This is a genomic window from Providencia sp. PROV201, assembly GCF_028479545.1.
In the GTDB taxonomy this organism is placed as follows: Bacteria; Pseudomonadota; Gammaproteobacteria; order Enterobacterales; family Enterobacteriaceae; genus Providencia; species Providencia huaxiensis.
Window position 1 is genome coordinate 18,957 of record NZ_JAMPNW010000018.1, and the last position, 20,700, is coordinate 39,656.

The window sequence follows — 20,700 nt, forward strand, 5'->3', positions numbered from 1 at the left end:
GTAAATATATTAACGATAACCATTTGCTTTCTTAAGTCTAGACCATTTAAGACATGGAAATATACAGAAGTTAATGAAAAAGGGATTACGGCTAATGTAGCATAATGCATATTATATAGTAAATCAGAATAACTTGTAAATTTAGTTATGAAAAAAAACATTATTGGGTTTGCTATTATCACACTTAATATTGTTATACTTAAAACTATTAATGGCTCTTTAATGAAAAGAATTTTTTATCTAATGAACTTTGTTTTATTATTTTTACATAAAGTAACTCAGTAACAGTTGCTGGAACTATCATTAATGCGCTAAATGCAAAGGTAATTACACTATAGTTTCCTAATGCATCACGGCCTGAAGAATAGTCTATAAAGAAACGATCCATGACTAAATATAAAAAAACACAAATAGAGTTAATAAATAACAGAAGGGATGGATATGAAATTCTCTTATATACTTCAATTGTTTTTTTCAGACTTTCTCTTATAAACGAATGTTTATTTATAACAATTATATAGCTAACAGTGAGAGCATGAATTATGAGTGTACTATATAGGTAATATGAAAAGCTTTTCGTAAAAAGATACACGGATAATGATATCAGTATTGGAAATAGCTGTGCAAATAATACAATTTTTAACATTTCTGATATTTGATTTGAAGCTCGGAGATAAGTTTTAAGGATGTTAGAAATTGCCATGAAAAGGCCAGTAGCGCTTAATAGTGTAACTACTTTATTGATATCATTAAATACTATAGAAAAAATTAGTATTAAAAAGCCACCAAATAGTGTTGTTAACATTACTGTTGTTAATAACTCTTTTTTTTCTTCATCCTCAGCGGTGGGGACATATCTATCTAATGAAAATCGTGTACCAAAGTGTGAGTAATCAACTAGTTGTTGCCAGGTTCGAGCTAGTGATAGATCTCCAAGCATTGATGGGGACAAGTAACGCATAAAAACTAAACTTAAAATAATATTTAAAAGTTGAATTATATAATTAAAGATTATATAAAGAATACCTTTTTTAATCATTACACTTTGCCGCATCATTTAAAACCATCTGGTAATAGTCATCCTTCATTACTTCACCTTTTTTCATATTATTTACAATTTCATGAAATTTCTCTTGATAAATTTCATGGTAATTTTCACCAGGCATTATATGTTGATAAGGTAGAATTTTAGAATGATGTTTATTTTGTGATACCATGTATAGGAGGACTAGAGCTTTTCTTTTAGTTTCCTCTGTTAGCTTAGGTATATAACATATGGTATCTAAATAATTATAATATTCGCTAATGCTATTGGGTTCTTTGGTAATATCAAAACCATAGTAGAATCCTTTTCCAGCAGTAATTGCCGGGATTCCTAAACAGCTGAACTCTAAACCTGCAGTTCCTTTTGCTGTGACAATATAATTGGCTAATTCACATATAGAGTTAGTATTTAAATCATTTGGTAATATGTAAATGTTTGAAAGTTTGTTTTTTTCGATTAAGTGCTCAACACCACCTTTTTCATTCCACATATAGGAGCTTGGATGTGTTTTAACAAAACAGTTAATTTCGTTGTTATCATTTAAACGTATTAATGTTTGTTCTAGGAAATCATAATAATCTTTAAACAATAGGCCTTCACCTACATGTGGTGAGTCAGAAAAGGCATGGGACATTACAATTACATTTTTTTTATTAATATCAATTTTGGGGTGTGTAATTTTTAATTCACTTATTTTATATGGTTTTTTATTTGTGAATGCATTTTTTACATCTATTTGATTTATATTTCCTTGCATCCGCTCTTTAAAATATTTCCGTGCACTTGAATAATAATCATCACAAATTAGTTTTTCTTGAAAATCAGAGCGGCGTACTTTTAGAAAATGCTCATTAATAGGAGTTTTAATATCATAACATTTGTAGGCGTAGATATCTTTTAAAAAAACTATACCATTATTATTATGGCGAATTTGTCTTGGGAGCATGCCGAACTCAGCATATACATTATGGCTCGTAACTAAATACGTTGGGTTGTATTTCTTTATTAATTTGTTATTTATATTAAAAGTTATAAATGCTCTTAAAATTAAGCGAACATGCTCAATTTTTATATTGTTTAGAGTGTAGCTATTGGGTTTAAATCTTATTAAAGTATCATAAATCAAATCACCAATATAAACACCTTTATATTTTATTTTAAGCAGATTCTCACCTGATCTTGTGAATAAATAAATATTCATAGTTTTAAATATAGAGGGGATTACTATGAATGGGTTTAAATAGGAGTTCCACCATAAATAAAATTCTTGTATATTAAATGATTTATAAATATGGGCAACATTACTCCCTTTTAAACTAAACCCCCTGATATACACAACAGGCTTAGCTCCTGTAGATTCTTCAATGGCTTTAGCCATCCTTGCCTTATCAATAATACTAGCTGGACAGTCTATATGACCCTCAATGAGGCATATTTTATTTGTTTTATTAGGAGATGAGGAACTCTTCCATATTTCACTATTTAATTTTATAAACTCGTTTTCACTATTGGATAATTTATAAGACCTCAGATATTTTAAAACTTGCTTTATTTTTCTGAACATTTAAATACGTAACCTTAAAGTTTTTAGTCATTCCTTTATTAAAGGATATATTTAAAATAAATTTTTAGAGTTGATTGCAAACAAAATAAATTTAAGCGCTGCTATCCTTATCCTGAGCTATTGTTTCTGCAATTTTTAAATCTAAATAATTATCAATGTCAATAGAATACTTATTTTCCATAATATATGAAAAAGATTTAGAGGTATAGCATATTTCATTGTATTTAGCTAGTTTAGCCATATTAAATATATATATTGCCCCATTTATACGATAATATTGCTCTAAGTCCTGTGACCGGTTCATTGCTTCTTTTGTTAAAAAGTTAGCCATAGATTTATCTATTGGAAGCGTATTGCACCATAAAGGGGAATGCTCACAAGGTGTCACAGAAACAACAGAAAAAGCACCTTTCTTTTCAAAGAATTCTAAAGCATCATCAATGTGGGTATGATTTCGTAAAGGAGATGTAGGTTGCAGTATAACAACGATATCTTCATTGTCACCAAATTTATCTAGTATATAAAATACAACATCTTGTGTTGTTGCTGTATCTGTTGATAGATTTTCTGGTCTTAATTCGGGGACATATGCTCCCGCTTTTTGTGCAACTTTTTGTATCTCCATGTCATCAGTACTAACAATTACTTTATCTATATATTTACTAGCTAGAGCAGCTTCTATCGTCCAGTTTATTAGTGGTTTACCTGCTAATGGTAGTATATTTTTTCTAGGGAGCCTCTTACTGCCGCCTCTTGCCGGAATAATAGCTATTATTTTTTTATTATTAATCATTATAATATTCCCAGAGAATAAATATCTTTTTGTGCTCTATTAAAATCGTCCATACGGCCTATGTCTAGCCAATATTCATGAATAGGAAACATGAGAACATTTTTATCTATAGCAATATGTTGTTCAAGCAAAGTAGGCATATCAATACGATGATTTTGTGGGACTGATTTAATTATATTTTGTGAAATAACATAAATTCCAGTATTTATAAAGAAACGTTGAATAGGTTTCTCGACCATACTAGTTATTTTATTACCCTCACTGTTGATAACGCCATAGGGTATTTGATAATCATATTCTCTAACACACATTGTTGCATCGGCGTTATTGCTAATATGAAAATCTAATAATTTTTGTAAGTCTATTTTTGTTAAGACATCGCCATTCATTACAATAATAGGGAGATCATCAGGAATATCTTTGGGTAGTAAGCCTAAAGCTCCACCAGTGCCGAGTGGGTTTTCTTCATGCACATAAGTAACATTAATTTTTTTATTTTCACCATTACCGAAATAATTTTTTATTTGCTCTGGCATGTAATGTGTTGAACTATAAAAGTTATTAAAACCAGCCTTAACAAAGTTATCTATTATTATTTCTAATATTGGTTTTGTGCCAACTGTTAACATAGGTTTAGGACAATTATCTGTTAAAGGTCTTAAACGAGTACCAAATCCCCCAGCCATTATAAAAACAGGATTTTGATATTTATTTTTTTTATTTATATGGTGTAATGACTCAAGACCCACTACTTTACCATCTTTTAATAACGGTATAGATAATATTCCATTTGATTCCATTATTTCTTTCAGCTCATTATTATGGGCTTTGATATCTGCAGTTATGGGGGTTGTATTCATGATTGTAGAAACTGAATCAGTCAAGCAGATATTTCTAAGTAAGCCTCTTCGGATATCACCATCAGTAATAACACCAATCAAATTATTATTATCATCTATTACCATAGCTATCTGTAAGCCTGTTTCATTTAATATAGAAAGAGTATTACGTATAGTAGATTGAGGACTTACAATAACTTTTTCCCAATTATTCATTTTATTTCTCTTTAAATACTTTAGGTAAGTTCTGAATTAGTTCAGAGTAAGAATAATAAGTATAATCTGCAGAAGTACCTTTTTTATTTTGATAAATTAAATTGTTGTTTTCTTCTATATTCATTAAGTGAATTGAATGCATACCTATTGATTTTGGATAAATAAAGTCTTTTGCCTGATTATCACCAATATAGACGCTTTTTTCTGGAGGGATATCAAAGTAATTTAAGACAGTGTCGTATGGTAAAGACATCGGTTTAGATACCTCCTTACCTAGCTCAGAACTACAGACAATATAATCAAAATAAGGTTCTATCCCTAGAGCTTTAATTTTTTTTCTTTGTATTTCTTTATTTCCATCTGTAATAATAGACAGAGAATATTTTTCTCTCAATAAATCTATATTTTTTATAAAACCGTGATATGGTTTTAGTGTAGGAATATGACCTCTATATGTCTTTACTAATGAATTAAATATATAGTCTTCAGATAGATTTAAATTAAAATATTCTGATACTTTTTCGAAAAGCCCAGTATATATACGTTTTGAAAATAAACTTTCAATCATGGCGTAACTGTCTACACCATAATCCTGTTTTAATTGTTCAGATGCAGCTTTATAGCAAGCTAAATTATATGTGTATTCTGGATATATTGTGTCATCTAGATCAAATATAAGTAATTCTTTATTCATTTTCATCTATAAATACAGACATATCATATCTTAACATTTTTATATTTTCTTTAATATTTGATACTGAATTTGCATCATCTAAAATATAAGAAATACTATTCAATCCAGCCTCAATAGATAAGATTGAACCACCACCAAAACGTGGGTTTACCTCTATAAAGTATGCCTTATTATCTTCATCTGATACTATAGCTTGTAAGGTAATTGGCCCATAAAATTTACTATTATTAAGTAATTTTTTAGATTCTTGGATGAGTAGATGGTGTTTTACCGTTTTACTAACAGTTACTTCACCTCCTCTCACCTTTACTCTTTCCCTAGGAGATATATATATTTCATTATTTTTTGTGACAAAACAGTCTATAGTATATTCTTTACCGGAAATATACTGTTGAAATATAGGGTTATATAAACTGTATTCTTGCTGATATGTTTCTAACTCTTCTTTATTTTGAATTAATTTTGCCCCAAATGAGCCGCTACCCTTAGCTGGTTTTGCAAATAAAGGAAACGTATCAGATGTAGCTAGAACTTGTGGAGTATTTATCTTAGCATCCCGAAAAAGCTGTTCAGTTAAATTTTTGTCTGATGATGCCCTAATGATGTCTTGGTGAGATAACATCAGATCTAACTTTTCATTTTTGTTAAAGATGTGCCTATTTTCAGAGAAAAACTCCAAGTCTGGATCTATGGTACATATAACAGTATCAACATTGTGAGTCCGTATTATATCATTAAATAATTCAACAAGTTTTTCGTCTCTCTGTTTAGGCAACTGATAAATTTTATCGCAAAAATATAATGCAGGTGCATCATTATTAAGATCCGTTCCAATAATATTTAATTGGATATCATTATTTTTAGCATATTCTTTAAAACGACTGACTAATTCAACTCTACGTCCAACATTAGGAAAAAGGAGCGTTCTTTGCATTTTCATAGCTCTATTAACTCATCCTCTACATAATCTTTTTTTGCAATTGTATTGATAACACTATCCCAAAGCATTGGGCTAAGCCCTGTAGCAGGTCTTTTCGTTGTTATATTTTCTTCTGTTAAACGTTCACCTTTTGCAATAGGCTTATTTGCAACAATAGAGCGTCGAGCGATCGCTATATTTTTTTTCTCACTTTCAGATGGTATTTTTTCTCCATTGCCTGATATCGCTTTTTCAATATTACGTATTGATTGAACCATTAATTTTAGTTCATTTGGTTCGATGCTCGCAATATGGTCAGGTCCTGGTAGGCTTCTATCTAAAGTGAAATGTTTTTCAATACAAGTAGCACCTAAAGCAACGGCAGCAATAGGAACTTCAATTCCTTTTGTATGGTCGGAATATCCAATTTTGACATTTAAGCTTTTCTGGATAGTTTCCATAGCTAATAGATTTACATCTTCCATTGGAGTTGGGTATTCAGTGTTACAGTGTAAAACAGTTAGGTTTTCATTTTTAATTCCACCATCAAGTAACACTTGGGTAGCTATTTTTACTTCCTCTAGATTAGCCATTCCTGTAGATAGGATAATTTTCATATCTTTTTCACAGTGCATTCTTAGGTAAGGTAAATTGTTTACTTCACCAGAGGGGATTTTATATGTATCAACACCAAGTCTTTTTAAGACTTCTAGAGATGGTTTATCAAAAGCGGTAGCTAAAAATGTAATTCCAAGTTCATCACAATATTTTTTTAAGAATTCGTAGTCGTCTAACTTCAAATGCAATTTTTTACACATTTCTAGTTGTGTTTCAGTAGTACCGGTATTCACCTCTTGGTACTCTGCTTTTCCTGCCCATTTTGTCATTACCAATTCAGGTAATGCAATTTGAAATTTCACTGCATCGGCACCACTTTCTTTTGCCACATCAATCATTTTTTTGGCTAGATTAATATCAGCATTATGATTAACACCTGCTTCCGCAATAATATATACGTGATTTATTTTTTTATTAAATGTCATAGAATTTTTTCTTAATAAGATTGGGCGGTGATATTTTTTTTAAAATACTAACTATCTTTTCAGAGGTATTTCCATCACCGTAGGGATTAACTGTATTTTTTATTTGAGACTGTATATAGGGTTCTAATACATATTTTAATAATGCCGTTATTTCTTGTTCGTTATATGAACAATTGAATACTGAGTTTGCTCTAATTCTTCCTTCTTGTCGGTTTCCTACGTCAATAGTTGGAATCCCATAAGAAGGAACTTCGGTGATGCCACTTGAGGAATTACCTATAACAGCATTAACATACTGTAAGAGTGAATGATAGTACCGCATTCCTAATGATTCTTTTACGCAAACATGCTCAGGGAGGCATCTTTGTAGACTTTGTATATGCTTTATTATTTCATCGCTACCAGCATCATGATTTGGATACGTAATAATTATACCTGTATCTTTTAATTTTGTTAATGCGGTGAAAAAAATAGTATTTAATTCAGTCTGTGAACTAGAAGTCGTTTCTGGATGTAGGGTTACTAATATATTTTGAGAATGATTTGATAAATTAAATCCAAGGAAGTTTTCTAGCTCTTCTTTAGAAGCTTTATTTATTTTTTTAAAGTTATCAATGCATAAATTACCTACATTGAATACTTTATTAGGTTGTTCACCCAATTGTATTACACGTTTTTTATAGGCTTCTGTTGTTGTGAAATGAATGCTTGCTAATTTAGTTATGCTATGTCGAATTGAATCATCCAATGCTCCACTAGTAACATCACCACCAGAAATGTGAGCTATTGGTTTTTTGAGTAAAAAGGCAGAAAATGCAGTTGATAGTATTTCATATCTGTCACCAAGTATAATAACTAGGTCTGGATCTAGTTTATCAAGTGTCAATGACATTTTATGTAAGGTATCGCTGGCTGTTATTGAAATACCTAAGTCACTTGTATCAGTGACATCTGTTTCTACAGCAATTATATTATTGATACCCGAATGGTAAATTTCGTCTACTGTATAGCCACGCTTATGATCTAAATGACTTCCTGTAGCAATAACAGTCACATCAAACTCAATATCATTCTCTAACTCTTTTATGAGAGGGAATAAGAGTCCAAAATCTGCTCGAGTACTAGTGATGATTGCAACTTTCATACTATATCCAGCGGTGTGCTTGGTAAATTAATTAGATGCGTTTCAATAAACTCGGATTGATTAAGTTCACCACATAAAGCGTCTTTGAACATTGGTAAACGGTGCATCAGTTTCCAAATAGGGCGAGTCATTACACCTGCTTCATTCGTCTGTTTTAACAGATCATCTCGTGATCTTGCATCGGAGCAGATGACGGCATTTAGCCAATAATTAGATTTCGCATAAGATGGTTCAACAACAAATTGATAATCGCTACCAGTGAAGAAACTTTGGTATTGATTCGCGAGTCTGCGTTTTTGCTCTAAAAATAAGGATAAATGCTCCATTTGAGCACAGCCTAGCGCTGCATTTAAATTAGGTAAGCGGTAATTAAAGCCCGGCTCATCGTGGAAAAACTCATATGGGTGAGGAATTTTTGCTGTTGTGGTGATGTGTTTTGTATGTTTTCCAGCTTCTTCTGTGGCGCAAAGAACCATTCCACCACCGCCAGTGGTAATGATCTTATTACCATTAAAGCTTAGGGCTGAAAATTCCCCAATAGTCCCAGTGTGCTTGCCCTTATAAAAAGACCCTAAACTTTCTGCAGCATCTTCAACTAAAGATAAATGCCATTTTTGGCATACAACAAGTAACTCATCAAGCTCTGCGGGGTGCCCGAATGTATGCATTGGAACGACGGCTTTAATTGCTTGTTTTGTTTGTTTATGGAAGCAGCCATTTTCTGTGAGTTCAGCGTGTTCTTCGAGGTATTGTTCTACAGCTTTAGGGCATAGGCTTAAACTAATAGGGGATACATCGACGAAAATAGGCTGAGCCCCCATATGATAGAGGGCATTGCAAGTAGCAACAAAGGTTAATGCTTGTGTTATAACTAAATCATTGGCACGAACACCTGCCATATATAGCGCGGTGTGTAATGCTGCGGTTCCATTAACGGTAGCAACTGCGCGAGCGCTACCAGTGAACGCTTCCATTTTTCGTTCAAATTCGTCAACGAATTTCCCAACACTGGAGACGAAAGTGCTATCGATTGTTTCTACTACATAATTTTTTTCATTACCCGTGAATGTTGGGGCATGCAGTGGAATAAAATCATTAGTTTTGTATGTGTCTCGAATAAACTCTATCAGTGCTTGTGGTTTCATTATGTTGTGACCTTACATTTTACTGTCGAGATATTTACCTGTTTCTTGATGACCAAAATCAGGGATCATTTTGAAAAATAGCTCAACGATTTGTTCTTTCTTCCATTCTTTGTTCACTTTCATCTGTTCGATGTTTTTTTCAAAGAAGTCTAGGAGATCAGGTTGGTAGTTGGCTTCATTTTTAATGATGCCAAGGTTTTCAAAACGGATCATATCAAGTTCTTCTTTATCAGTGAAAAACTCTTCAAAATCTTTTTCGCCTGTAGTGTCACTTGCTGTGAAGAGGCAAGGCCATTTACCTTTAGCTGGCAATACTTTCGCTAACTCACGGGCCTCGTCTTCATCTTTACATAAATGTGGTTCATAACCGCGCTGTTTAAGGTATTTAACAGCAATATCAGCAAAGGTTATAAGGTGAAGAGCTTCACTGAGTTTTGGGAAGAAGATATCCCTGTTTTCTCCAAAAATACAAGACATTAAACATAACTCACCTGACTCTTGAGGGGTGACGAAGTAGCGTTTAATATCATTAGGAGCAACGATAGGTTGCTGTTTTCGAAGTCGTTGATCAAACCCGTGGAGGAGTGAGCCGTCAGAAAAGGCGACGTTGGCAAAACGAGCTGTTGAAATTTCAATTTTCTCACTTTTACGCATCAAAAACATTTCCATAATACGTTTTGACGCGCCCATCATATTGACTGGGTTAGCGGCTTTATCTGTGGATACGCAAAAGTATTTTTTAACACCAGAATTAATTGATTGTTGGATTGTTTTATCGGTATTAAAAATATTGACGTCAATCATGCGCATTAGGGTAAATGGGTCCTTCTCACTGCGAACATGCTTTAGTGCGGATAAATTAAGCACATAGTCATACTGACCATCAGCTTTAATAAAAGCATCATATTCGATGGATCCAATATCTAAAGCAAAGGTTTGGAAATCGCCATTGATATAACCAAATGAGCTGCGAATATCTCTCACTAGTTCAACCATGTTGTTTTCGCTAATATCAACAACATGAAGTTTTTTAGGGTTACGTTTAAATATCTCTTTCGTTACTGCCTGACCAATTGAACCAGCTCCACCTAGAACTAAAAAACGTGATTGACTAACTATTTTAATTAGTTCGTTTTCATGAGCCTTAATGTCTTGATTAAATAAAGCATTAGAACGACCGATAAGAGGGAGTATTTGATTCATAATTCAGAGACCAATTTAATTAAATTTGAACTATGGATTATTCAATCTATTATTAATATTTAATAACACCCATAGCTACCGCACTGGGTTGTCGGGTCCCAGAGCACCATTGAAATTGTAAAAGCATACTTATCAATTGAAAACATTGCATTTTTTGCTAACTTGTTCAATTGATAAGCAAAGCTTATTGTTTTTTAGCCGACCAAGGGTATGCTTCAGCATTTATTTGGTCAAGTAAAAAGCGCTTAATAATACCATTAAAGCTAGTTACTGACTATCACTGTGATAGTGTTAGGGAATAGTCCTAGTAGGAGTAGCAATGAAATAAATTATTTTAAATTATCAGGTTATAATCCTATTGTTACGCTTTGTACGTGATTATATATTTAAGTTAAGTTATTCTTTATATATCATTGCCTTTAGTGTGGGTTTAATAAAAGTAAGATGCTTATATATCCAAATTTATCCCAATTGAGAGTAACAATAGATTAATAAAATACTTAATTGATTATATTAATTCACTTGGGTATTGATTGGGATTATATGGATAATATATTTTTAACTAAAATAATAATGCTAAGGGGATAAAAAAATGGATTATGCTAAGAACATAACCCATTTTTGTTTAAATATGCTTAATTGGTGCCAACTACCACTTAAACGGCACGTTTACTGTAACGGCTGCGCCTAAATCATTGCGTGTTTCGTAATCAGTTTTAGACACCCAAACCTTCGCATCAGTGCTGATGTCATAGTCAAAGTTGTGCCACCAACCGAAATCAACGCCTTTGATGGTTTCTGATTTAGGGAATAACTTGTTGCCATCAAAGTTAGATTTATTCACCTTCGCATACATTAGGCGGGTGCTAACACGGTTGTCATCATCGAGAGTGTATTCCACTTTGGTTGTGAGCATGCGCCCATCACCGCCCATGGCGTGGCCTAGCGGTGCACCTTGTTGGTAATAACCATTACCATAAATAAAGTGTTGATACATTACGCCGTCTTTGTCCCACTCAGTATGGGTATTCGCGCCTTCAATATACCAATTTAGTGGTTGGCCCCATAAGGTGTGGTAGCCTTCGATACCGCCCATGAAGGCGTTTTTCGATGGGAAAAGGTTGGCTTCATCTTCACCCACCATTTGGCCGTAGAAACTGACGGGTATGTCAATTAATGGATAAAGTTTTAGTTTGAAGTCTAAGCCTGCCAACTGGTTACCTGGGTCTTTATTCTTATCTCCGGTGTTATCCTTTCCACCCATTGCATCCCAGAAAGAATCCCAGTTGTTAGGGCGGCCATCGCCTCCCCACATGACCACACGTGAACCACCAAGTTCGAAGAAATCAGTTGGGTTCATAGTCATGCGTAGACCAATCAGTTTAGTATTTTTGGGGTCATACTGTTTGAATTGTGCCGCTGTTAACTGATATTGCCACGAACCAATCCAAGAAAGCCATGGAGTTTCAAAAGGGCTTTGGTCAGCACGCTGAATTAAGAAACCGGTCATAGGGCGTGCGGCATCGGTACGAATTAAGCTGCCGTCGTGGCCGGGGCCCCACCATTGTGGGATCTCACCAAAAGTTACCCATTGGTTCCAAATTTTTACACCACCATATGAGCCGTTGAGGTTGTAGTCAGAACCATTTTCAACGCGTAAAGCCCGTTCGCCATTAGCCGTCAGATTTAAGTCTACATCGTCAGTGCTGTAGTTGCCTGAAACGGTATAGCGAATGTCACTATATTCACTTTGGGCAAAGCCTTGTGGCATGGAGCTATGGCTAGATGCAAAGTGAGTTTCTAGTTGAACGCCGTTTTTCTTACGGTCGAGGTTCTTTTTAATGCGCTGAATAATAGCTTCTTGCTCGCTATTCGTAATATTGGCATTATTTAAAGAGCGGGTGATCTCTTCTTGGGACAGCGGCCAAGTGGATAAGCTAATTTGGATAACGTTGCGTTCAGAAAGCCAAGCAAGGTCACTACGTAAGTTGTTATCTGGTAGAACTAATCCCCCTGCAACGCTTTGTGCACTTATAGCACTGAGGACAGCAAGTATTGCTAGCTTGGTGAGCTTGAAATTTTTCATTGATAAATCCATTTGAAGTTGAGTTCGCCTAATACTGAATAGGTAAATAAAACCTATAAATAAAATTAAAATATGATTATTAGCAGCCTATTATTATAAGTATCAAAATAGCTATTAGGTTGGGCTTCTGTGCCTTCTATGAAAATAGAAATCATCACACTTTAACTAGGTAAAACAGAATATCAGATAAACATGCAAGGTATAGGATTTAGTAACATATTAAGATATAAAACAATATGTATACGTCTGGGGTTATATATTAATAATTTTTTTTTATCTTGCTGATTATTTTCATATTGAATGAAAAATACGCTATAAATGGAGTTATATATTAGTATTTTGTTTAGGGATTATGGGTTTTAGGTGCAATATAAGAACATTCTAGGCGCTAGATTTATTTTGTGGGTAAATATTAAAGGCCTTCTCTTTTAAAAGAAGGCCTAGGTTTAGGGGGCTAACGTCCGTGCTCAGGTAACCAGATTTGTAACCTTAAACCACCCAATGGGCTATCATCCGCTTTAACCCAACCTTTATGTTGCGTTATTGCGGTTTCAACAATTGCAAGGCCTAAACCAGTTCCACCTGTTTCTCGGTCTCGAGCTTCATCTGTGCGGTAGAACGGGCGGAAAATGTGCTCGCGGTCAGCAGGGCTAACACCCGGGCCATCATCATCGACAGTGATTAAAATACCGTTATTTTCTTCTTTGAAATCAACAGCAATGTGCGTATGTGAATAACGTAATGCGTTACGCACAATATTTTCAAATGCACTACCGACAGCGGAAGGGTTGCAATATAACGGCCAAGGCCCAGGGTGAGAAGTGACCTCGAGGGTTTTGTTCATCTGTTCGGCTTCAAAGCTAGCGTCATCTAAGATATCGCCCCAAAGTTCATCGGCTTTGATATTTTCACGCAAGATCTCGTTTTTGTGCTGGCTACGGGATAACACCAGTAAATCGTTAATCATACTATCTAGGCGATGGGTCTCGGTTTCGATGCGTTCTAGCTCTTTGCTTTCACCATGGCGACGGCGTAATAAGGCTGTTGCCAGTTGCAAACGTGTCAGTGGAGTCCGTAATTCATGAGAAATATCAGAGATTAAGCGTTGCTGGGCGCTAACCATACCATCAAGGGCACTGATCATCTGGTTAAAGCTATTTCCCGCAGACAAGAACTCTTGTGGGCCGGCTTCTAGCTCTGGGTGTGGTCGTAAATTTCCTTTCGCTACATCGTCTGCCGCCATTTTTAACTTACGAGCGGGGCGGGCAAGGCTCCAAGATAACCATAATAATAACGGAGCACTGATCAGCATTGTGGCGATCAGTAATAAGAACGGCCTATCAAACAATAAGTTAATAAAGTCAGATTGTGGGCTGCTTGCTGGGCGAACTAAATACAGCTGGTAGTGGTCTTCCCCATCACGAATGGAGAATGGCCCGAGAATTTCGGCTCGTCCATATTTTTTCTTTTTCGGGTGATCCGCGTTATCGGACTGCCCAATAAAGTTACGTATCACCTGCATTTCACTTGGCATTGCGCCAATCACACGGCCTTCACTGGTGACGATAATCAAGCGTTGGCCGGGAGGCGCCCATTTTTTGATGGCGTTAGAAATACGCCGCCACCAAAGTAGGTCGTTCATCGGAGCTTGTGCGAGTTCGGCTTCAATATGCTGTTCAAGCATCTCCCCTTGGCGTTGTTCACTTTCCATAAGGACGGTGATTTGCCGAGAGTCGAGCTTGGGCACCATCAGCACTAGCATTAATACTAGTGCGAGGGTAAACCAGAAGATCGCAAAGATCCTTGCGGTTAAGCTGTTGATCATGTGGCAGAAACCATTAAGTATCCGCGGCCACGTAAGGTTTTAAACCACGGCTGGCCATCAGTGCGTTCTGGAAGTTTGCGACGTAAGTTTGAAATATGCATATCAATAGCACGGTCAAACGGTGTTAAGCGCTTACCAAGTACTTCTTGGCTAAGGTGTTCACGAGAAACCACTTGGCCTAGGTGCTGTGCGAGCAGATATAACAACGTAAATTCGGTGCCTGTTAAGTCCAAAATTTCATCATCAAAGCTGGCTTCTTGGCGACCTGGGTTAAGTTGCAGTTTATCAACTTGTAAAACAGGGGTATTGCTATTGTCGCCTTGAGTTTGCTCGCTCCAGTTAGAACGGCGTAGTAAAGCGCGAATACGCGCGACCAGTTCACGGTCATTGAACGGTTTAGGTAGATAGTCGTCTGCACCTAATTCTAGGCCCAGAACCTTATCTAACTCACTACCGCGAGCCGTTAACATGATAACGGGGGTCTGATGGATTTGGCGCAGTTCTTTTAATGTCTCAATACCATTTTTTTTCGGCATCATGACATCAAGCAGTAACAGGTCAATGGATGAGTCAATTTGTTGTAATGCCTGTTCACCATCATAGGCGATGACAACATTGAAACCTTCCATTTCCAGCAGTTCTTTTAATAGCGACGTGAGTTCACGGTCGTCATCAACTAATAGGATTTTATGCATTTTTTAAGTCCTCCAACTGCCAAAATACGATAACAATCTGTACGATTCCATGACTTTACGTTCTTTTACATGCTCTGACGCTAGTTTGCAGCCACAGGTGTATATTTGTTCACATTGAATCACGAGCACAGTTCGGAGACAAGGTGTCAAATGCTGAGAACAACGCATAGCAAAGTACATAATACAGTACATAAAACCGCAATGTTAGTTTTAGCTTCTGCGTTTGTGTTCGGGCCAGCGGTTGCTTTTGCAGAAGAACCAAAAAGTGCTGCAAATGAAAGTTCAACACCTTTGATGTTACAGATGCAGTCTGGGCCAACAGCGCCAACGGGCCATGCGGTTGTGCCTTTCCAACATCATGAGTTATCTAGCAGTGAAGAACGTGCCAGTACCTTTATGTTTAATGGTATCACGTTAAATGAAAAACAGCGTCAGCAATTACGCGATTTAATGGCAACACAGCGCCATTATCATGTTGATAACACTGCTTTAGTTAAAGAACGTGAAGCACTGCACAAATTAATTATAGCGGATAGCTTTGATGACAAAGCGGTTCGTGAAGAGCTTGAAAAACGAATGCAAAAAGAACTGGAACAACGTGTTGAAATGGCTCGAATTCACCATGAATTGTACCAGTTATTAACGCCAGAACAGAAAACAGAGCTTGAACATATTCACCAACAAGAAATGCAGCAATACAAAATGTCGGAATTTCAAGCGATGCAGTTTCAGTAAGTTTAGTTGTTAGTACCCGTAGTAATGCAAGTTAGTTAGTTTCATATCCTGAGTTCCATAGTAAGTAGTGAAGTAGCAATAAGTGAAGTTTTTCCTTGCCATAGACACCATCCCTGTCTTTTATAGCCCCTGTTAGGGGCTTTTTTTTATCTCAAAAATAAATAAATTTTTTAAAAACATAGGGTTATGACTTATTAAAAGGCTCTGAAAGTTCATCAAAGTTAGCCGAGGTGGACGGAAAGTGGACGGTTACCCACTTCAATTTAATTATTTTAGGTTGGAAAATGTGATGAATTAGCCAAATAATTCAGAATGCGAGCCACAGCGAACTAATATGATTTCATTGGTTTGGTAGTCTATATCCCAAATTAATAAAAAATCGGGTTGTATGTGGCATTCATAGCAAGGTTTCCAGTTTCCTTTTAAGGGATGAGGCAAATATTCTGCTGGAACAGAGCCAGTAATGCACAGATGGTTATCGATTAACTCTTTTAATAGCTGAGTATTTCTTTTTTTGTCAGATAACGACTTTTTTAAGTCTTTTTTGAATTGGGATTTAACGCGAATTTTTAGCATCGGACTTGCTCACTTGGCTAAATAAGTCATCAGCAGAGTCAAATATTTCGTCTGTAGTTGGTGCATTAATAGCTTCTAATGTAATTGAGTTTGGTGTTTTTAACTCAATCGGAAAAGCTTGTCGCAATGATATTTGCTTGACGAAAATACGAATAGCATCAGACATGCTAATCCCTAATTCAGATAGCACTGCTTCAGCATTTTCCCTGACTTTAGGTTCAATTCTCGCTCTGACAATATCTGTTTTGTGTTGAGTATTGGCCATTACTGTTATCCTCTTCTTATGATGAACAATTAAATCGTAGCACATGCGGGCTACGATTTAAAATTGATTTTTTAATAGACGTTTTTTTGTTGAAAGTCTGCTATTTTCATCTCTCATTCTTACTATAAAAACAATGTATCCACCAAAGTAGGGCTCTCTTTATGACTCAGATATTAACGACACAAGATTATCGCAATATGCCTTGGAAAAATGGCCAAGGGTCGACGCTTGAACTGGCTCGCAGTCATGGTGAAGGTTTAGATGATTTTGATTGGCGAGTGTCGATTGCCGATGTTAAAACCGCGGGAGCATTTTCGTTTTTCCAAAATCGGCAACGTATTATTGGCGTATTGGAAGGAGAAGGGCTTATTTTACATGTGGATAAGAACCCAGCGGTGACATTACAGCAAAAAGAATTTTTTGCTTTTAATGGGGACAGCGAAGTTTATGCAGAACTTATCCAAGGTGCAATTCGTGATTTTAATGTCATCTATAACCCTGAAAAATATCAAGCGCGCTTACAATGGGTGAATACTGAGCTTATTAACTCTTGGGTGAGCGGAGCTAGCGAGATCTTAATTTTTAATATTGCTCCCAGTCTAGGGATGAAAATTAATTCAGATTCCTTTTATTTAAAACCATTTGAGACTTTACTAGTCAAAGAAAATCGAGAAGTTCTTCAATTTACTATTGAGCAAAATATAGAAAATGATTTTTGCATTATTGAGTTATTTATTAAATAGTTAAGTTCGTTTTTACTCTGAATTTTAATTGGTATTTGTATGACACTTATATGGCGCTTATTGTTGGAATAATATTCTGCCCATTTTGCAATTTTAGCCAAAACGTTATCAAATTCATATATTATATAATTATGGCTTTATTCCTATTGTTATTTTTCGCAAAATTCATAGTCTTTAGCGTTGTTAAAAAATAATACTTATATACTACAGGAAAAATGTTCTATGAAGATGAAAGCGCTTGTGGCAGTTGCTGTTTCTGCTGTCATTTTAACGGGTTGTAAAAATTTAGACCAAGGGATGTTGACTAACTCAGGCATGCAATTATTCCAAGCGGCAACATTGAGTGATGCAGACGTTAAGAAATTCAGTGATGAATCATGTAAAGAAATGGATGCGCAAAACAAAATTGCACCAGCGTCTAGCAAATATGCAAAACGTTTAGATAAAATCGCAAAAGCATTGGGCAACGAAGTTGATGGTACCCCAGTAAACTATAAAGTTTATATGACTAGCGATGTAAACGCATGGGCGATGGCGAATGGTTGTGTTCGCGTATACAGCGGCCTTATGGATGTGATGAATGACAATGAAGTTGAAGGTGTTTTAGGCCATGAAATGGGCCACGTTGCATTAGGTCATACACGTAAAGCTATGCAAGTTGCTTATGCAACGGTTGCTGCACGTACTGCTGCATCATCAGCTGGTGGCGTAGTAGAACAACTGAGCGCATCACAAGTTGCTGCTCTGGGTGAAAAACTGATTAACTCACAGTTTTCTCAGCACCAAGAAAGTGAAGCAGATAACTTCTCTTACGATTTACTGAAAAAACGCGGTGTTAAAACTGACGGTTTAGTGACTGGTTTTGAAAAATTAGCAAAAATGGGTAGCAGTGAAACAAGTATGTTTGATTCTCACCCACCATCAAGCGAGCGTGCACAAAACATCCGTGACCGTATTGCTGCTGACAAAAAATAGTATTTAATTATTGATGTTAGTTGGATGTCGTTCTGGTGTAGTAATGTGATGATATATTGCTACACCAATCATTTATTTCCTGCTGTTTATCTCAATATTACTTTTCTTATATTACAAATCAGAACTTATCCCGTTGTACTCCTGTAACTGACTCTCTATCTTGTTAATTAAACGATATTCAGGTCTTTTCGTAATTTTGCAAATTTTCGTTTGATAAAACGTTAGCAAGGAAAAAAGATGGAAAAAGTGCAGAGAATTTCTCTTTTAGCTAAGGGAATGGGCATGCTGTTATCGGGAACCTGCCGTTTATTAACCGGTGTTCGCACACGCTGGGTGGGATGCCAACCGTCAATGAACTCGCGTATTTATTATGCCAATCATTCCAGCCATCTTGATGGTTTGGTTATTTGGTCTGGGTTACCACCTTTAATGCGCCATTTTGTTCACCCTGTTGCCGCTAAGGATTATTGGATTAAGACGCCATTTCGGCGTTACTTAGTTAATAAGGTTTTTCGGGCGGTATTGGTCGACAGAAAAGGTGATAAGCCTGCAGAGAATAATATATTAGCTCCCTTAGAATCAGTATTAGAGTCAAAGCATTCATTGATCTTTTTTCCTGAAGGCACCCGCGGTGATGGGGAAACTTTAAGCCAATTTAAAAGTGGGCTCTATTATCTCGCGAAAAAATACCCTGATGTTGAAGTTGTTCCAGTGTATTTGGAAAATTTAAATCGTGTATTACCGAAGGGGTCAAAGCTTGTTGTGCCTGTGATTTGTTCAGCTATCGTTGGTAAGCCTTTAGTACCTATCATGGAAAATGAAAATAAAATCGCCTTTTTGCAGCGAGCAAAAGAAGCACTTGAGGAGCTAATGCCATGAGTATTGGGGACAGGGAGTTAGTATTACTATTGTCAGGTGTGTTTGGGATACTGGTATTTGCCAGTGTTATTGGTGGTATCCTTGCATACCGTTATTCAGGTGAAAAAAGTAACCCAACCATTGATAATTTAAATGCTCGTATCCGCGCATGGTGGGTCATGTGCATTATTTGTGTGCTTGCTGTGGTACTTGGCAACATAGGTGTGGTGATCTTATTTGCGCTGATATCGTTCTTTGCACTCAGAGAGTTTATTACCTTAACGCCAACACGACGAAGTGACCATGAAGCTTTATTTTGGTGCTTTTTTGTTTTTATTCCATTGCAATATGTCTTGGTAGGTATTGAATGGTATGGGTTATTTTCAATTTTCGTGCCTGTTTTTGTATTCCTTTTCTTGCCCACCCGTATTGCTTTAGCTGGAGATACCTTTCATTTTCTTGAACGCACTGCAAAGATTCAGTGGGGGATGTTGGTGGCTGTTTTCTGTTTAAGCCATGTTCCTGCGTTATTGATGCTGAATATTCAAGGCTATGAAGGCGAAAATGTAAAACTATTACTTTTCTTGATTATTGTGACGCAAATTTCAGATGTGTTGCAGTATGTTTTTGGCAAGTTAATGGGTAAGCGGCCTATTGTGCCTAAGTTGAGCCCAAATAAGACAATTGAAGGTTTTATTGGCGGAATATTATCTTCAGTATTAATTGGTATTTGCCTCTACTGGGTAACCCCGTTTAGCTGGTGGGTTGCAGGGCTGATGTCATTAGCGATTACCATTATGGGGTTTGTGGGAGGATTATGTATGTCAGCAATTAAGCGTGATAGTGGTATTAAAGATTTTGGGGCGATTATTGGAGGGCATGGTGGGATGCTGGATCGCATTGACTCATTGTGTTTTGCTGCGCCTATTTTTTTCCATTTAACGCGTTATTACTATACATAGCCCTATTTTATTTTCGTTTTTGTTCGTTCACCCAAAGAGCACCAAATGGTGCTTTTCTTTTGTTTTATAGGTACAGCATCGAAGGAATTTAAGTGTTATCATCAATACTTAATTTTTATTTCAAACTAAGATTCAACTAGGGTAATTCGCTTCAGTTTGTACTCTAGAGCTTTTTTTACATTGAAAGATTTACCTATTGGGGTGATCGGCTAGAATTATGTAAACTGGATCACAATAAAACATAAAAGCTTGATGGAAAGCAGATGCATAATTCACTCTTTGCCGTATTATGCTGCTAGGTGAATCAATTCAGCACTGGTAAGTCAGTGTAATTAGCGTTAAAAAGATTAACAGCGTAACGGTTTTATCGGTTTG

General features: G+C 36.0%; 20 protein-coding genes. 5 read left to right on the plus strand and 15 right to left on the minus strand.

What is annotated here, in order from left to right; translation table 11 throughout:
- Positions 1-208: 208 nt before the first annotated feature.
- The 13 genes from PR809_RS14535 to cpxR form a co-directional block, all read right to left on the minus strand.
- Positions 209-1,039, minus strand: coding sequence for a hypothetical protein (locus PR809_RS14535; RefSeq protein WP_272524557.1), 831 nt, complete (start codon positions 1,037-1,039; stop codon positions 209-211).
- Complete coding sequence (locus tag PR809_RS14540) at positions 1,032-2,609, minus strand: capsular polysaccharide export protein, LipB/KpsS family (RefSeq protein ID WP_272524558.1); 1,578 nt, start codon at positions 2,607-2,609, stop codon at positions 1,032-1,034. The genes PR809_RS14535 and PR809_RS14540 overlap by 8 nt, the downstream gene beginning before the upstream one ends.
- Before the next feature lie 91 nt (positions 2,610-2,700).
- Complete coding sequence (locus PR809_RS14545; RefSeq protein WP_272524559.1) at positions 2,701-3,402, minus strand: acylneuraminate cytidylyltransferase family protein; 702 nt, start codon at positions 3,400-3,402, stop codon at positions 2,701-2,703.
- On the minus strand, positions 3,402-4,457 hold the full coding sequence (locus tag PR809_RS14550; protein ID WP_272524560.1) for a nucleotidyltransferase family protein: 1,056 nt from the start codon (positions 4,455-4,457) through the stop codon (positions 3,402-3,404). The genes PR809_RS14545 and PR809_RS14550 overlap by 1 nt, the downstream gene beginning before the upstream one ends.
- 1 nt (position 4,458) lies before the next feature.
- Complete coding sequence (locus tag PR809_RS14555) at positions 4,459-5,151, minus strand: HAD family hydrolase (protein ID WP_272524561.1); 693 nt, start codon at positions 5,149-5,151, stop codon at positions 4,459-4,461.
- The gene (locus PR809_RS14560) at positions 5,144-6,091 is read right to left on the minus strand and encodes an ATP-grasp domain-containing protein (RefSeq protein ID WP_272524562.1); all 948 of its coding nucleotides are present in this window, start codon (positions 6,089-6,091) and stop codon (positions 5,144-5,146) included. The genes PR809_RS14555 and PR809_RS14560 overlap by 8 nt, the downstream gene beginning before the upstream one ends.
- Positions 6,088-7,113, minus strand: a complete 1,026-nt coding sequence (gene neuB, locus PR809_RS14565; RefSeq protein ID WP_206276844.1) for an N-acetylneuraminate synthase — start codon at positions 7,111-7,113, stop codon at positions 6,088-6,090. The genes PR809_RS14560 and neuB overlap by 4 nt, the downstream gene beginning before the upstream one ends.
- Entirely contained in the window at positions 7,103-8,257 is a 1,155-nt protein-coding gene (gene neuC / locus PR809_RS14570) for a UDP-N-acetylglucosamine 2-epimerase (protein WP_206276845.1), read from the minus strand. The genes neuB and neuC overlap by 11 nt, the downstream gene beginning before the upstream one ends.
- Complete coding sequence (locus tag PR809_RS14575) at positions 8,254-9,402, minus strand: LegC family aminotransferase (RefSeq protein WP_206276846.1); 1,149 nt, start codon at positions 9,400-9,402, stop codon at positions 8,254-8,256. The genes neuC and PR809_RS14575 overlap by 4 nt, the downstream gene beginning before the upstream one ends.
- Positions 9,403-9,414: 12 nt before the next feature.
- Positions 9,415-10,605, minus strand: a complete 1,191-nt coding sequence (locus tag PR809_RS14580) for a UDP-N-acetylglucosamine 4,6-dehydratase (protein ID WP_206276847.1) — start codon at positions 10,603-10,605, stop codon at positions 9,415-9,417.
- A 649-nt stretch (positions 10,606-11,254) separates the two neighbouring features.
- Positions 11,255-12,691, minus strand: coding sequence for a capsule assembly Wzi family protein (locus PR809_RS14585; protein WP_206276848.1), 1,437 nt, complete (start codon positions 12,689-12,691; stop codon positions 11,255-11,257).
- 454 nt (positions 12,692-13,145) lie between these two features.
- Positions 13,146-14,516 carry an envelope stress sensor histidine kinase CpxA gene (gene cpxA / locus PR809_RS14590; protein ID WP_004906999.1) on the minus strand — a complete coding sequence of 457 codons (1,371 nt, stop codon included), beginning with the start codon at positions 14,514-14,516 and terminating at the stop codon, positions 13,146-13,148.
- Positions 14,513-15,211 carry an envelope stress response regulator transcription factor CpxR gene (cpxR, locus tag PR809_RS14595; RefSeq protein WP_004265224.1) on the minus strand — a complete coding sequence of 233 codons (699 nt, stop codon included), beginning with the start codon at positions 15,209-15,211 and terminating at the stop codon, positions 14,513-14,515. Before cpxR ends, cpxA begins: the two co-directional genes overlap by 4 nt.
- 150 nt (positions 15,212-15,361) lie before the next feature.
- Between cpxR and PR809_RS14600 the strand changes: the two genes are divergently transcribed.
- Positions 15,362-15,946 (plus strand): Spy/CpxP family protein refolding chaperone, encoded by a 585-nt coding sequence (locus PR809_RS14600; RefSeq protein WP_195697907.1) that lies wholly within the window; start codon positions 15,362-15,364, stop codon positions 15,944-15,946.
- Between the two features lie 294 nt (positions 15,947-16,240).
- Here the strand turns inward: PR809_RS14600 and PR809_RS14605 are convergent, their stop codons facing one another.
- A complete protein-coding gene (locus tag PR809_RS14605) occupies positions 16,241-16,522 on the minus strand; it encodes a type II toxin-antitoxin system YafQ family toxin (protein WP_166267062.1) in 282 nt (93 codons plus the stop codon).
- Positions 16,503-16,787, minus strand: coding sequence for a type II toxin-antitoxin system RelB/DinJ family antitoxin (locus tag PR809_RS14610; protein ID WP_166267060.1), 285 nt, complete (start codon positions 16,785-16,787; stop codon positions 16,503-16,505). Before PR809_RS14610 ends, PR809_RS14605 begins: the two co-directional genes overlap by 20 nt.
- Positions 16,788-16,948: 161 nt before the next feature.
- Between PR809_RS14610 and PR809_RS14615 the strand changes: the two genes are divergently transcribed.
- The 4 genes from PR809_RS14615 (at position 16,949) to PR809_RS14630 (ending at position 20,325) form a co-directional block, all read left to right on the plus strand.
- Positions 16,949-17,530: a HutD/Ves family protein gene (locus tag PR809_RS14615; protein ID WP_166267058.1), complete on the plus strand. Its 582-nt coding sequence runs from the start codon at positions 16,949-16,951 to the stop codon at positions 17,528-17,530.
- 222 nt (positions 17,531-17,752) lie between these two features.
- Positions 17,753-18,505, plus strand: coding sequence for a M48 family metallopeptidase (locus PR809_RS14620; RefSeq protein ID WP_166267056.1), 753 nt, complete (start codon positions 17,753-17,755; stop codon positions 18,503-18,505).
- 237 nt (positions 18,506-18,742) lie between these two features.
- Entirely contained in the window at positions 18,743-19,384 is a 642-nt protein-coding gene (locus tag PR809_RS14625; protein ID WP_181489951.1) for a lysophospholipid acyltransferase family protein, read from the plus strand.
- Complete coding sequence (locus PR809_RS14630) at positions 19,381-20,325, plus strand: phosphatidate cytidylyltransferase (protein ID WP_206276849.1); 945 nt, start codon at positions 19,381-19,383, stop codon at positions 20,323-20,325. Before PR809_RS14625 ends, PR809_RS14630 begins: the two co-directional genes overlap by 4 nt.
- Positions 20,326-20,700 lie beyond the last annotated feature (375 nt).